General features: G+C 60.6%; 9 protein-coding genes and 1 pseudogene. 6 read left to right on the top strand and 4 right to left on the bottom strand.

The genetic code is table 11. The annotated features are described in order from the left end of the window. Positions 1 to 31: 31 nt before the first annotated feature. Positions 32 to 2,303 (bottom strand): annotated as a pseudogene (locus RD1_RS18230) (NADP-dependent malic enzyme). Between the two features lie 173 nt (positions 2,304 to 2,476). Here RD1_RS18230 and RD1_RS18225 point away from each other — a divergent pair. From RD1_RS18225 to upp, 6 genes are all read left to right on the top strand, one after another. Then, complete coding sequence (locus RD1_RS18225) at positions 2,477 to 3,145, top strand: hypothetical protein (RefSeq protein ID WP_245897319.1); 669 nt, start codon at positions 2,477 to 2,479, stop codon at positions 3,143 to 3,145. Next, on the top strand, positions 3,142 to 4,233 hold the full coding sequence (locus RD1_RS18220) for a cupin domain-containing protein (RefSeq protein ID WP_011570045.1): 1,092 nt from the start codon (positions 3,142 to 3,144) through the stop codon (positions 4,231 to 4,233). Before RD1_RS18225 ends, RD1_RS18220 begins: the two co-directional genes overlap by 4 nt. Positions 4,234 to 4,311: 78 nt before the next feature. Then, the gene (locus RD1_RS18215) at positions 4,312 to 4,701 is read left to right on the top strand and encodes a cytidine deaminase (RefSeq protein ID WP_011570044.1); all 390 of its coding nucleotides are present in this window, start codon (positions 4,312 to 4,314) and stop codon (positions 4,699 to 4,701) included. 1 nt (position 4,702) lies between these two features. Next, positions 4,703 to 6,013, top strand: a complete 1,311-nt coding sequence (locus tag RD1_RS18210) for a thymidine phosphorylase (protein ID WP_011570043.1) — start codon at positions 4,703 to 4,705, stop codon at positions 6,011 to 6,013. Beyond that, entirely contained in the window at positions 6,013 to 7,236 is a 1,224-nt protein-coding gene (locus tag RD1_RS18205; RefSeq protein WP_011570042.1) for a phosphopentomutase, read from the top strand. The genes RD1_RS18210 and RD1_RS18205 overlap by 1 nt, the downstream gene beginning before the upstream one ends. Before the next feature lie 24 nt (positions 7,237 to 7,260). Continuing rightward, entirely contained in the window at positions 7,261 to 7,893 is a 633-nt protein-coding gene (gene upp / locus RD1_RS18200; protein WP_011570041.1) for a uracil phosphoribosyltransferase, read from the top strand. A gap of 7 nt (positions 7,894 to 7,900) precedes the next feature. Here the strand turns inward: upp and RD1_RS18195 are convergent, their stop codons facing one another. The 3 genes from RD1_RS18195 to RD1_RS18185 form a co-directional block, all read right to left on the bottom strand. Then, positions 7,901 to 8,914 carry a hypothetical protein gene (locus RD1_RS18195; RefSeq protein WP_044033253.1) on the bottom strand — a complete coding sequence of 338 codons (1,014 nt, stop codon included), beginning with the start codon at positions 8,912 to 8,914 and terminating at the stop codon, positions 7,901 to 7,903. 107 nt (positions 8,915 to 9,021) lie between these two features. Further along, a complete protein-coding gene (locus RD1_RS18190; RefSeq protein WP_011570039.1) occupies positions 9,022 to 10,644 on the bottom strand; it encodes an AMP-binding protein in 1,623 nt (540 codons plus the stop codon). A 242-nt stretch (positions 10,645 to 10,886) separates the two neighbouring features. After that, entirely contained in the window at positions 10,887 to 13,085 is a 2,199-nt protein-coding gene (locus RD1_RS18185) for a 3-hydroxyacyl-CoA dehydrogenase NAD-binding domain-containing protein (RefSeq protein WP_011570038.1), read from the bottom strand. Positions 13,086 to 13,100 lie beyond the last annotated feature (15 nt).

Genomic DNA, 13,100 nt, shown 5'->3' with positions numbered 1-13,100 from the left:
TCACCGCTCATTACGTGGAATTGATCAAAGGTCATCCATATTGAGCGACCGGCGTGCCCGCGATGGCGGAGACGTTCAGCAGCCCGCGTGCCGTAATCGAGGGCGATACGATATGCGCCTTGTTGCCCATGCCCATCAAGATCGGCCCGACCTCAAGCCCGCCGCCTTTCATTTTCAGGATGTTGCGCACGCCCGAGGCAGCATCGGCATGGGCAAAGATCAGCACATTCGCGGCCCCCTCCATGCGATTGCCGGGCAGGATGCGCGCGCGCAGCTCTGCGTCGAGCGCTGTGTCGATGTTCATCTCGCCCTCATAGCAGAAGTCATGGTTGCCGCGGTCGAGCAACGCAATGGCACCGCGCAGCCGCCCGCCGGTGCCTTCGCCCTTGTTGCCGAACTGTGATTGCGAGCAAAAGGCAATCTTTGGCTCAACGCCGAAACGACGCACATGGCGTGCAGCCCCGATGGCGATTTCGGCGATTTCTTCGTGGGTGGGATGAAGGTGCACCTGCGTGTCCGCGATGAACAGCGGCCCGTCTTCGAGGATCATCATCGAAAGCGCGCCGACGGGGTGTAGGTTCTTTCTGCCCAGAATCTGGGTGATGTAATTGAGATGCCAGCTGAATTCGCCAAAAGTACCGCATATCATGCTGTCGGCCTCTTCCCGGTGGACCATAACCGCACCGATGGCCGTCGTGTTGGTGCGCATGATGGCCCGCGCAAGGTCTGGTGTTACACCGCTGCGCGCGCAATTCGTGATAGCTTTCCCAGTAGTCGCGATAACGCGGGTCATTTTCCGGGTTCACCAGATCGACGTCGCGACCAAGCTGGATCGTCAGCCCCGCCTTTTCAATGCGCATTTCGATGACCTCGGGACGCCCGATGAGGATAGGACGCTCGTTGGTTTCCTCCAGCATGGCCTGACTGGCGCGCAGCACCCTTTCGTCTTCGCCTTCGGCAAAAACGATGCGGCGCGGGGACTGCCTTGCCGCCTGAAACACCGGGCGCATAAGCAAAGCCGATTTGAACACCGACCCTTTGAGTTTTTCGCGATATGCACCAAGGTCGTCAATCGGGCGGCTGGCTACGCCTGTGTCCATCGCGGCCTTGGCAACCGCCGAGGACACGACCGCCACAAGGCGCGGATCAAAGGGTTTCGGAATCAGATATTCGCTGCCGAATGTCATCGCTTCGCCCTGATAGGCTGCCGCCGCCTCAGCCGACGTGGTCGCGCGGGCGAGTTCTGCGATACCTTCAATGCAGGCCAGTTGCATTTCATCGTTGATCGTGGTGGCCCCGACGTCCAATGCGCCGCGGAAAATAAATGGAAAGCACAGGACATTGTTGACCTGATTTGGAAAGTCGGAGCGCCCTGTCGCGATGATCGCATCCGGCGCTACGGAGCGCACCTCACTGGGCAGGATCTCCGGTGTCGGGTTCGCAAGCGCAAAAACGATGGGTTTTTTCGCCATACGCTGAACCATTTCAGGTTTCAGAACCCCCGGCCCGGACAGCCCCAGAAACAGGTCGGCGCCATCAATCACGTCGTCGAGCGTGCGCAGATCAGAGCGCTGCGCAAACTCGGATTTGATCGGGTTCATGTCGACTTCGCGGCCCTCATACACAAGGCCATGAATATCGCAGAGCCAGACGTTCTCGCGTTTTACCCCCAGTTTCAGCAACATGTTCAAGCAGGCGATGCCCGCAGCACCGCCACCGGTTGAGACGATCTTGATGTCTTCAAAGCGCTTGCCCGCCACAAAAAGAGCATTCTTTGCAGCCGCACCGACAACGATGGCCGTCCCGTGCTGATCGTCATGAAAGACCGGGATTTTCATCCGCTCGCGGCAAATCCGTTCAACGGTGAAACAATCAGGGGCCTTGATGTCTTCGAGGTTGATCGCGCCGAAGGTGGGTTCCAGCGCGCAGACGATGTCCGCCAGCTTTTCCGGGTCCGACTGGTCCACCTCGATGTCAAAACAGTCGATGCTGGCAAATTTCTTGAACAGCACCGCTTTGCCTTCCATGACCGGCTTTGAGGCCAGCGCGCCGATGTTGCCAAGACCCAGGACCGCCGTGCCGTTGGTAACTACCGCCACAAGGTTCGCGCGGGAGGTATAGCGTGCAGCGGTGGCAGGGTCCTTTTGGATTTCAATGCAGGCTTCGGCCACACCGGGCGAATAGGCCCGTGCCAGATCGCGCCCGTTGGCCAGCGGCTTGGTTGCGCGAATTTCCAGTTTTCCGGGCTTGGGGTGTTCATGATAATCCAACGCGGCCTGGCGCAGGTTCGGTGTGTCTGACATGTGAGGTTCCCTCCCGTGGGCGTGGTAGTTTAACGCTAAACTATCTGCAAAATGGCTACCGACGGTTCATTACTTGACCCAAGGGCAGGAGTACAGCAGATGTTTACAACCGACCTTCGGCAAGCTTAATGATCGTGCCAACAAAATCGACCCTAAAAGCGATGCGGTATCGAATGACAGATCAGGCAAGCAAGAGAGCCACTCCAGAAAGGTGGCCCGGACTGACCAGCGCCGCTGTGCTCAGCCTCGGTTTGCTTGCGGCCTTCGTGGGCGTAGATCTGTTGTTCTTTGCCCAAGGTGAGAGCTTCAAGCGAGAGGGTGGCGGTCTGGAAACGGCCTCTGCGGTTCTGTATATCTGCGCGGTGGTGGTATTCTTTCTCAAGGCGCCGGTATCTGATTGGCCGCGCCTGTTTCATGTGCCCGCTCTGATGGCGCTTTTCGCGGCCAGGGAGTTGGATTTTGACAAGGCGTTTACCGACTCGGGCATCCTGTCCCTGCGCCTTTACAGTGGTGACACGCCGCTCGGGACAAAGCTGGTCGCGGGGGCCGTGGCGCTCTTTGTGATCTATGTCATCCTGCGCACGGCGTGGCGCGGCGGCTTTGCGGGTTTGCGTGCCTTGCGCGACGGTGCGCTGTGGCCGTGGTTTGCGGTGCTCGCCTGTGCTTTGGTTGTCGGTACGAAGTCTATTGATGGGCTGGGGCGTAAACTGTTGGATTTCGGGATCGTCATTACGCAAGATTTGGACGCGACGGCTGCCCTGATCGAAGAGGTCGGCGAAGCCTTCATTCCCGTCTGTGCCATTCTGGCCATCGCCGCGTGCTGGCGAGGGCGCAAGGCATGAGCACCATTCAGGCAGAGGTGCGATTGCCGACGCAAGAATTGCGTCACGACATCCCGTTTTTCACCAAGGTGCTGCGGATGCGGATGGATATGATTTATCCCGCTGATGACCCGTCAGTGGCGGTTTTTTCCGGCCATGGGCTGCGCGTCCGTATCGAAAAGGGCGCATCCGAACCCGCAGGGACATTGCGCATTCTCACGGATGATCCACACGGTTTCGCAGATGGACAGACGGTGCTGATGGCCCCGAACGGCACGAGGATCGAGATTGCAGCGCTGAACGATCCGCTGATCCTGCCGGAAACGGTGCATCGTTTCGTAGTGCGCAGGCTTGCGGATCAGGCCCCGTGGATCATCGGGCGTGCTGGCATGCAGTACCGTGATCTGATCCCGGACCGCCTCGGCGGGTCGATCATCGCCAGTCATATCCGCATCCCCGACGGCGGGCCGGTGCCGGATATGGTGCATTATCACACGGTCGGTTTTCAGCTGATCTTTTGTTATCGGGGCTGGGTTGATCTGGTCTACGAGGATCAGGGCGAGCCTTTCCGTTTGCATGCGGGCAACTGCGTGATCCAGCCGCCGCAAATCCGCCACAGGGTGCTTTATGCCTCCGACAATATCGAGGTGATCGAAATCGGCGTCCCGGCGGAACATGTCACGACCATAGACCACGACATGACGCTGCCCAACGGCCCGGCCAACCCGGACCGTGTGTTTGACGGGCAGCGGTTTGTGCACCACCGCGCCGAGCAGGCAACATGGGCGCCCTTTCGGATTCCGGGGTTTCAAAGCCGGGACACCACCATTGCCGAACATACCAATGATGTGGCCGGTGTGCATGTGGTGCGCCCCGGTGAGGGCAACGCGGTCTGGACAGAACACAACAGCGATATCCTCTTCACCTTTGTGATGGAGGGGCAGGTGACATTGCAGGGCGACGGGCGCGATGCGTCTTTGCTGACGGCAGGGGATGCGTTTGTGATCCCGCCGCGGATGGCCTACCGCCTCAGCGATGCTTCGCCCGATCTGGAGCTTTTGGAAGTCTCATTGCCCGGTGCATTTGACACGAAAGTCGTGGCGCGCTGAAATATCCCTGCGGCCCCTTGCAATATGATGCGCGGGCAGACACGCTATGATTGAGTGGTATGAATTGATGAGGCGCGAATGTCCCTGAAAGATGCAGCAACAGCCGTGCGGGAAAATGCCCATGTTCCCTATTCCAATTTCAAGGTCGGGGCGGCTTTGCGCGGTGCATCCGGCGCGGTCTACGTGGGCTGCAACGTGGAAAACGTGGCCTACCCGGAAGGCACCTGCGCCGAAGCGGGTGCAATCGCGGCCATGGTGGCAGCGGGGGAGACGGTGATCACCGAAGCCTATGTGATCGCCGGATCGCCCATGCCGGTCAGCCCCTGTGGCGGCTGTCGGCAAAAACTTGCGGAATTTGCCGGGGCCGATGTGCCTGTGACGATGGCCACGACATCCGGTATTGAACAGAAAACGACCGTGGGTGCGCTTTTGCCCGGGGTGTTCAACACTGAACATATGAGCCTTTAGCATGGCAGATGCGCGTTCCGTTCTTGCGCGGCTGCGCCATGGTGCGGCCCTGACCACGACAGATATGCAATGGGTTGCACAGGCGCTTGCGGATCACGGGATGAGTGATGCGCAGGCCGGTGCCTTTGCCATGGGGATTTGTGCCCGGGGCCTGCGCGATCCTGAGCGGGTCGCCCTGACGCTGGCGATGCGTGACAGCGGCAAGGTGTTGCGGTGGGATATGCCGGGGCCTGTGCTTGATAAACACTCCACCGGCGGCGTGGGCGATTGCATTTCTCTGGTGCTTGCGCCTGCACTGGCGGCCTGCGGGGCCTATGTGCCGATGATATCCGGTCGCGGCCTCGGGCATACCGGCGGAACACTGGATAAGCTGGAGGCGATACCGGGTCTTGTCACCCAACTGGACGAGGGCCGGTTTCGCGCCGTCGTGGCTGAGGCAGGTTGCGCGATCGTAGGGGCCAGCGCCGATATCGCGCCGGCGGATCGCAGGCTTTATGCAGTACGAGATGTGACCTCGACGGTTGATAGTCTTGATCTGATCACCGCGTCGATCCTGTCCAAGAAGCTTGCAGCGGGCCTTGAGGGTCTGGTGCTGGATGTCAAGATCGGCAGCGGCGCATTCATGAAAGATGCCCAGGCCGCACGCGCCCTGGCACAGGCACTGGTCAGCACGGCGAATGCTGCGGAGTGCAAAACCACCGCGCTGATCAGCGACATGAGCCAACCGCTGGCCCCGAGCCTTGGCAATGCGCTTGAGGTGGCCGAAGTCATGCGCGTTCTGACAGGTGCCGCTGATGGCCCGCTGGTTGAACTGTCGGTCGCGCTGGGCGGGGTGCTCTTGGCCAATGCAGGTTCTGTCAACGACGTGCAGGCCGGGGCGGATGCCATCCGGGCCGCGATCAGGGAGGGCCGCGCCGCGACCCAGTTCGGGCGGATGGTTGCCGCCATGGGAGGGCCGGTGCATTTCGTGGAAAACTGGCAACGCTTCCTGCCTGAAGCGACCGTGATCCGCGAGGTGTCGGCCCTGCAATCAGGTCGCATCGCTGCGATTGACGGTGAAGCCTTGGGGCTGGCGGTGGTCAACCTCGGCGGTGGTCGGCGCATTGAGACAGACAAGATCGACCGCCGCGTGGGCCTGACGCAGGTGGTGCGGCTTGGTGCGGCAGTGCGCAAGGGTCAGCCTTTGGCGGTTGTGCATGCCAGCCGACCCGATGATGCGGACCGGGCGGTAGCTGCTGTGCGCGCCGCGATTTCGCTGACGGACAGCGCGACAGTGGCTGTGCCGGACCTGATACATGAAAGGGTTGGATGATGGCGCGTGCCTTTCTGGTCGTCATGGATTCCGTCGGCATCGGGGGCGCGCCCGATGCGGCGGCCTATTTCAACGGCGGCATTCCCGACACCGGCGCCAATACCGTCGGCAATATCGCGCAGCACTGTGCGCGCGGACTTGCGTCGATCGGGCGTGAGGGGCCACTAAAAGTGCCCAATCTCGACAGGCTGGGCCTTGGTCGCGCGGTACATCTGGCCAGCGGCGCGCTGGCCCCGGGGTTGGGGCGCGAACCCGCTGGGGTCTGGGGCGCGGCGACCGAAACATCCACCGGTAAGGATACGCCATCCGGGCATTGGGAACTGGCGGGCCTGCCGGTCCCCTGGGCGTGGCATCATTTTACGCAAACCACAGACTCCTTTCCACCCGAAGTGATCCAGCGGGTGTGTGATCTTGCCCAGACGGACGGTATCCTCGGCAACTGCCACGCGCCGGGAACCGAGATCGTGGCCAAGTTCGGGCAAGAGCATATGCGCACAGGCAAGCCCATTTGCTATACTTCCGCGGACTCGGTTTTTCAGATTGCGGCGCATGAGGACAGTTTCGGACTGCAACGCCTGCTCGATCTGTGCGCGGATCTTGCGCCGTTTTTGCACCGCATGAAAGTGGGCCGTGTCATCGCGCGGCCCTTTACGGGATCGGCGGGCATCGGATTCCAACGCACGGGAAACCGCCGCGATTTCGCGATTGCGCCGCCGGGCCCTGTGCTGACCAATTGGGTGCAGGACGCGGGCCGTCGTATCTATGCCGTGGGCAAGATCGGCGATATTTTCTCCATGCAGGGCATTGACAAGGTTTTCAAAGGCAGTGACCGGGAATTGATGCTGCATCTGCAATCGCTGCTGGCCACAGCCGAAGAAGGCAGCCTGACATTCGCCAATTTCGTCGAATTCGACAGCCTTTACGGGCACCGTCGCGATGTGTCGGGCTATGCCTCGGCGCTGGAATGGTTCGATGTCTGTCTGGGGCGGTTGCTGGCCCGATTGCTGCCAAGTGATATGCTGATCATCACGGCGGACCATGGCAATGACCCCACATGGCACGGCACGGATCACACGCGCGAACGCGTGCCGGTGCTGATTGCCGGGAAAGGGGTGGGGCAGCTGGGCCACATCGGGTTCAGGGATGTGGCCGCACTGGTCGCACAGCACCTTGATGTGCCTGTGCCCGAGATGCTTTATACGCAGGCTGACCCAAAGCAATGATGCAAACCGCGAAAGAAAATACCTATGTCTGATCATGTGACAATCGTCGACCACCCTTTGGTGCAGCACAAGCTGACCATCATGCGGGACCAGAAAACGCCGACCGCCGTCTTTCGCCAGTTGCTGCGCGAGATCAGCCAGTTGCTGGCCTATGAGGTGACGCGGGGGCTGCCCATGACCACCAAGACGATTGAAACGCCGATGCAGCAGATGCAGGCGCCAACGCTTGCAGGCAAGAAACTTGCGCTGATCTCGGTCCTGCGCGCAGGCAACGGGCTGTTGGATGGCGTGTTGGAGTTGATCCCCTCGGCCCGTGTGGGTTTTGTCGGGCTTTATCGGGATGAGGAAACACTGCAGCCGGTTCAGTATTATTTCAAGGTCCCCGAAGCGCTGGAGGATCGCCTCGTGATCGCGGTTGACCCGATGCTCGCGACGGGCAATTCTTCTGTGGCGGCGATTGACCTTTTGAAGCGGGCCGGGGCAACCAACATCCGGTTTTTATGCCTGCTGGCCGCCCCCGAAGGCATCAAACGTATGAAAGAAGCCCATCCGGATGTCCCCATCGTGACCGCCGCCGTGGATGCGCAGCTGAATGATGTGGGCTATATCGTGCCGGGGCTGGGCGACGCGGGTGACCGGATGTTCGGGACGAAGTAAACCCCGCCTATCCGCCGCAGATATTCTGCAATCGAAGCCAATCCGCATCGCTCAGCAGGGGCGGGGCGGTGCGTCCGGCCATCGGGTCAGCCTCGATCAGGGTCAGCACGCTTTCCCCGGTGATGTCGCGCGCATAGGCGTAGGGCGTGCTGCGCAGGTTGCGCTCGTCAAAGGCCTGCAGCAAGGGTGCATCGGGGGGGAAACGGCGGGGCTGCGTAAGCAGATATTCGGCGTAGCTGTCCAATGTCTCGCCATCAAGCGTGCCGGTGGTCAACAGCTGAAAACTCACGGCGGTGCCCATGGTTTCGAGCAAGGCGCGCAGCGGGTCTGATCCTGCCATCAGGGTCTTTTCCGCAAGGATGAAGCCGGCGGCAACGTCGGGTTCTTCGTAATCCTCGACGAGGGCACGGTCGATCAGGATGCGCCCGCCGGGCAGGTGCAGGCTGCTTGCCACGGCGCTTGGCATGATGCTGATCGGGCCGCTGCCCAATTTGGCCCGCAGCACCTGCGCGGTACGCACCCCGGCAGGTGCGGCGCAGGCGGGACCGGTCATGCGTTCGATCCGCGTCAGCAGCGCCGCCCCGATCTCGGCGCGTTTTACCTCCGGCACGACTGAGACCGTGTGCGTGACCAAGGCACCGGGCAGCCAGAACACCGCCGCCGCTGCAACCAGCGCAATAGACACCGCCATGCCAAGCCAGCGCAGCCGTCCGGGGCGCGGGCGCCTGCGTTCCACCGCGCGGCGCAGTTTTTCGATGGCGTCAATCATCTCGGCTTCATCTTCGGCAAGCTCGATGGTTTCGCCAGTGTCACCTTCGGGGTGAAAAATGGCAGGGCGCACGCCCGGGTTCGCCCGCTGTACCGCTGCCAGCGACCAATGCGTGATCGCCTGATCGCGCAAGTCGGAAATCACCAGTGTCGCATCACCGACGGAAAGCACGACCTCGCGTCGCTGATCATCAGGCGATGCGCGCCACAAAGCGCTCGCTTCCAGTCGCGCGTATTTTTTCAGGGCCGTCATGGCTGTGATGTTCTGCTCGGATTTGCCTCGGCGCAGTCTAGCATTGCCGCGCACAAGCGGGCAATGGGCGAGGTCGCGGTTCTATGCCCTGACACGCCGGGGCGGCGCTAGATTTCTGCGGCCAGCTTGCGCAATTCGAACTTCTGTATCTTGCCGGTCGAGGTCTTGGGCAATTCCTGAAACACCACCTTTTTGGGCGCTTTGAACCCCGCAAGCGTTTCACGCGAGAAAGCGATCAACCCGGCCTCATCCACCGTGGCCTCCGGTTTCAGCTCCACAAAGGCGCAGGGCACCTCGCCCCATTTGTCATCCGGTTTGGCGACCACAGCGGCCAGCATCACATCGTCATGGGCCATCAACACGCCCTCGACCTCCACCGAAGAGATGTTTTCACCGCCTGAGATGATGATGTCCTTGGCGCGATCCGCGATCTGGATGTAGCTGTCGTCATGCTGCACCGCGATGTCGCCGGAATGGAAATAGCCACCCGCAAAGGCTTCTGACGTGGCCTGCGGGTTCTTGTAATACCCCTTCATCACCGAATTGCCACGGATCATGATCTCGCCCTGCGTGCTGGCATCGGTGGGTACAGGCGTCATATCGGCATCCATCACCACGATGTCTTCCATCATCGGAAAGGGAACGCCCTGACGCGATTTGATCGCCGCTTTGGCTTCCGCTTCATGCCCGTCCCATTCGCTGCGCCACAGGCACTCGGTCACATGACCGTAGGTTTCCGTCAGCCCGTAGACCTGTGTTACGTTGAAACCCAGTGCTTCGACCTTGGCGAGGGTTGCCGGGGCAGGGGGCGCGCCGGCGGTAAAGATTTCAACCGGGTGTTCAATCGTGCGGCGCTCTTCTGATGGGGCGTTCACCAGCATGTTCAGAACAATCGGCGCACCGCCGAAATGCGTCACCTTTTCATCCGCGATGGCGTTGAAGATCGCCGGTGCGGTGATATCGCGACAACAGACCAGCGTGCCGCCAATGAGCGGCATCATCCATGCGTGGTTCCAGCCGTTGCAATGAAACAGCGGAACGATCTGCATAAACGTCGGGTGCAGGGTCATGCGCCAGCTGATCACCGTGCCCATGGTCATCAGATAGGCCCCGCGATGGTGATAGACCACGCCTTTCGGCCTGCCGGTCGTGCCGGAGGTATAATTCAACGCGAGGCTTTCCCATTCATCCTGCGGCATGATCCAGTCGAAATCCGTCGTGCCGGCAGCGATGAGGTCTTCGTAGGTCTGATGGCGGCCCGACGCTTCGATACCCGCAACGGCGTCCGGCACCTCGATCAGCGTGGGAGGGGATGCAAGCGTGGCACAGGCCGCTTCGGCGAGATCCAGAAACTGGGAGTCGACCAGTACCATCCTGGCTTCGCCATGTTCAAGGATGTAGGCGACAGTATCCACGTCCAGCCGCGTGTTGATGGTATTGAGCACGGCCCCACAGGCGGGCACGCCAAAATGCGCTTCGACCTGTGCGGGCACATTGGGCAGCAGCGTTGCAACGACATCACCCGGTGCGACACCCTTTGCCGCCAATGCCGAGGCCAGCCGCGTTGCGCGCGCTGCATGTTCGCCGTAGCTGCGTCGCACATCGCCGTAGACAATCGCGGTGTGGTTGGCAAAAACCACGGCTGCGCGTTTCAGATGGGACAAGGGCGTCAGCGGCACATGGTTTGCGGCACATTTATCCAGTCCCGTTTCGTTTGACATCCATCCCATGAAACACTCCCCACTCTGGTTTCGTGGCGTCTGCGCGCCGCGACGCGTAAGATATGGTATTTCTTCCAATTGAAAAGCGGAATGTCAGACAATTGGGATGTTTGCGATAACTGCGCTCGTCGCTCCCGTTTCGCGGCTGGGTCGATGGGGCAAGTGCGGTTTTTCATGTGGCGGCGACACTGCCATGGCGCATGAAAAAGGGGGCGATCTGCCCCCTTTCTGGTTCTGACGGGCGGCGCGCGTCAGGCGGCTTTGGGCTTTTGGACGAACCGGCTGTAAAAATTCTGGTTCTTGGTAGCCATCTCGCGCAGCAGATCGGGGCAGGCGAAACGCTCCCCGAAGCTTTGCGTCAGCTGATCGCAGCGCTCAGCCGCATAGGCCGCGCCCAGCATGTCGAGCCAGCTGAGCGGTCCGCCGGACCATGGTGCAAAGCCCCAGCCCAAAATCGCGCCGACGTCCCCTTCGCGGATGTCCATCAACACGCCTTCTTCGAGCGCGCGCACCGCTTCGAGCGTTTGCGAAAACAACAGGCGGTGCTGCACGTCAATCAGATCGGGCTGTGTATCTGAAACAGGATATTGCACGGCAAGACCGTCCCAAAGATCCTGACGTTTGCCCTTTTCGTCATAGGCGTAAAACCCGGCACTGGTCTTGCGGCCCAGACGGTTTTCACCTTCCATCCAGAAGATTACCTCATCCACCGCCGCATCGGGATAGGCATCGCCCATGGCGGCCTTGGTGGCACGCGCGATTTTGGCGCCCAGATCAATCGAGGTTTCATCCACCAGTTGCAGCGGGCCAAGTGGCATACCGACCAGTTTGGCCGCGTTTTCGATCAGCGCGGGTTCAACACCCTCGGCAACCATGCGGATGCCTTCGTTGATGTAGGGAATGATGCAGCGGTTGGCATAAAAGAACCGCGCGTCATTCACAACGATGGGCGTTTTGCGAATCTGGCGCACGTAATCCAGCGCCTTGGCTACAGCCCGGTCGCCCGTACCCTTGCCCTTGATAATCTCCACCAGCAGCATTTTCTCGACGGGCGAGAAGAAGTGGATGCCGATGAACTGATCCGGGCGCGACGAGGCTTTGGCCAGTTCGGTGATTGGCAGGGTAGAGGTGTTGGAGGCGAAGACACAATCCTGCGGGATCACGGCTTCGACCTTCCGGGTCATTTCGGCCTTGACTTTCGGGTCCTCGAACACCGCCTCGATGATCAGATCACAGTCTTTGAGGTGTTCAAGCTCAGTGGTCGCCGTGATCAGGTTGAGCAGTTGTTCTTTCTTTTCAGGCGTTGTCTTTTTGCGCGCAATGCCTTTGTCAGCAAAGCTGGCGGTATAGGCCTTGCCACGATCTGCGGCCTCTTGCGTCTGGTCAATCAGCACAACCTCGATCCCGGCCTGCGCGGAGACCAGCGAGATACCAGCCCCCATCATGCCCGCGCCCAGCACGCCGAGCTTTTTGACGCGTTGGTCTGCGACATCATTCGGGCGCACCGCGCCTTTCTCCAGCGCTTCCTTGTTGACGAAAAGCGAGCGGATCATCGCGGATGATGACGGATTCATGAGCACATTCGTGAACCAGCGCGCTTCAACCTTGAGGGCGGTGTCAAAAGGCACAAGCGCGCCCTCATAGACAGCTGACAACAACGCCTTGGCCGCCGGATACACCCCTTGGGTCTTGCCGTTCACCATCGCAGATGCACCGACGAAGGTCATGAAACCCGCCGGATGATAGGGCGCACCGCCGGGCATTTTATAACCCTTGGCATCCCACGGTTTGACGAGGTCCGCGTCCTTTGCATTCAACACCCAGTCGCGGGCAGCGGCCATCGGATCATCGGCCACTTCGTCGATCAACCCGGCGGCCTTGGCGCGCGCGGGGTCAACCAGTTTGCCTTCCAGCAGGAACGGCGATGCGGCCATCGCCCCCATCTTGCGCGTCAGGCGGGTCGTGCCCCCGGCACCGGGAAAGATACCGACCATGATCTCGGGCAGGCCGATCTTGGCCTTGGGATTGGGTGCGGCAAAGATGCGATGCGTGCACAGCGGAATTTCAAGCCCGATGCCAAGGGCCGTACCGGGCAGTACAGTTGCAATGGGCTTGCCACCTTTCAGCGTCTTGGGGTCCATGCCCGCGCGTTCGATTTTGCGCATGATGCGATGGGCGTTCATGATCCCGTCAAACAAACCTTTTGCCGGGTCATCGCCTGCCATCTCTTTCATGCGGGCAATCACGTTGAGGTCCATCCCACCTGCAAAGCTGTCCTTGCCCGAGGTGATGATCACGCCTTTCACGGCCTCATCGCCCAGTGCAGCGTCGATCAGCCCGTCCAGTACATCCCATGCCTCAAGGGTCATCACATTCATGGATTTGTCTTTCACATCCCATGTGATCGTCGCGATGCCTTGTCCATCGGTGTCCATTGTAAAATCAGTCATGTCTCGTTTCCCTTT

It is taken from the genome of Roseobacter denitrificans OCh 114 (assembly GCF_000014045.1).
Classification (GTDB): Bacteria; Pseudomonadota; Alphaproteobacteria; order Rhodobacterales; family Rhodobacteraceae; genus Roseobacter; species Roseobacter denitrificans.
Note: the sequence above shows the minus strand (reverse complement) of the source record. Positions and strands in the feature narration are given on the sequence as shown.

Coding starts and splice junctions, on each gene's coding strand:
- upp (WP_011570041.1), top strand. CDS start 7,261: ATGTCTGATCATGTGACAATCGTCGACCACCCTTTGGTGCAGCACAAG.
- RD1_RS18205 (WP_011570042.1), top strand. CDS start 6,013: ATGGCGCGTGCCTTTCTGGTCGTCATGGATTCCGTCGGCATCGGGGGC.
- RD1_RS18220 (WP_011570045.1), top strand. CDS start 3,142: ATGAGCACCATTCAGGCAGAGGTGCGATTGCCGACGCAAGAATTGCGT.
- RD1_RS18225 (WP_245897319.1), top strand. CDS start 2,477: ATGACAGATCAGGCAAGCAAGAGAGCCACTCCAGAAAGGTGGCCCGGA.
- RD1_RS18210 (WP_011570043.1), top strand. CDS start 4,703: ATGGCAGATGCGCGTTCCGTTCTTGCGCGGCTGCGCCATGGTGCGGCC.
- RD1_RS18190 (WP_011570039.1), bottom strand. CDS start 10,644: ATGGGATGGATGTCAAACGAAACGGGACTGGATAAATGTGCCGCAAAC.
- RD1_RS18185 (WP_011570038.1), bottom strand. CDS start 13,085: ATGACTGATTTTACAATGGACACCGATGGACAAGGCATCGCGACGATC.
- RD1_RS18215 (WP_011570044.1), top strand. CDS start 4,312: ATGTCCCTGAAAGATGCAGCAACAGCCGTGCGGGAAAATGCCCATGTT.
- RD1_RS18195 (WP_044033253.1), bottom strand. CDS start 8,914: ATGACGGCCCTGAAAAAATACGCGCGACTGGAAGCGAGCGCTTTGTGG.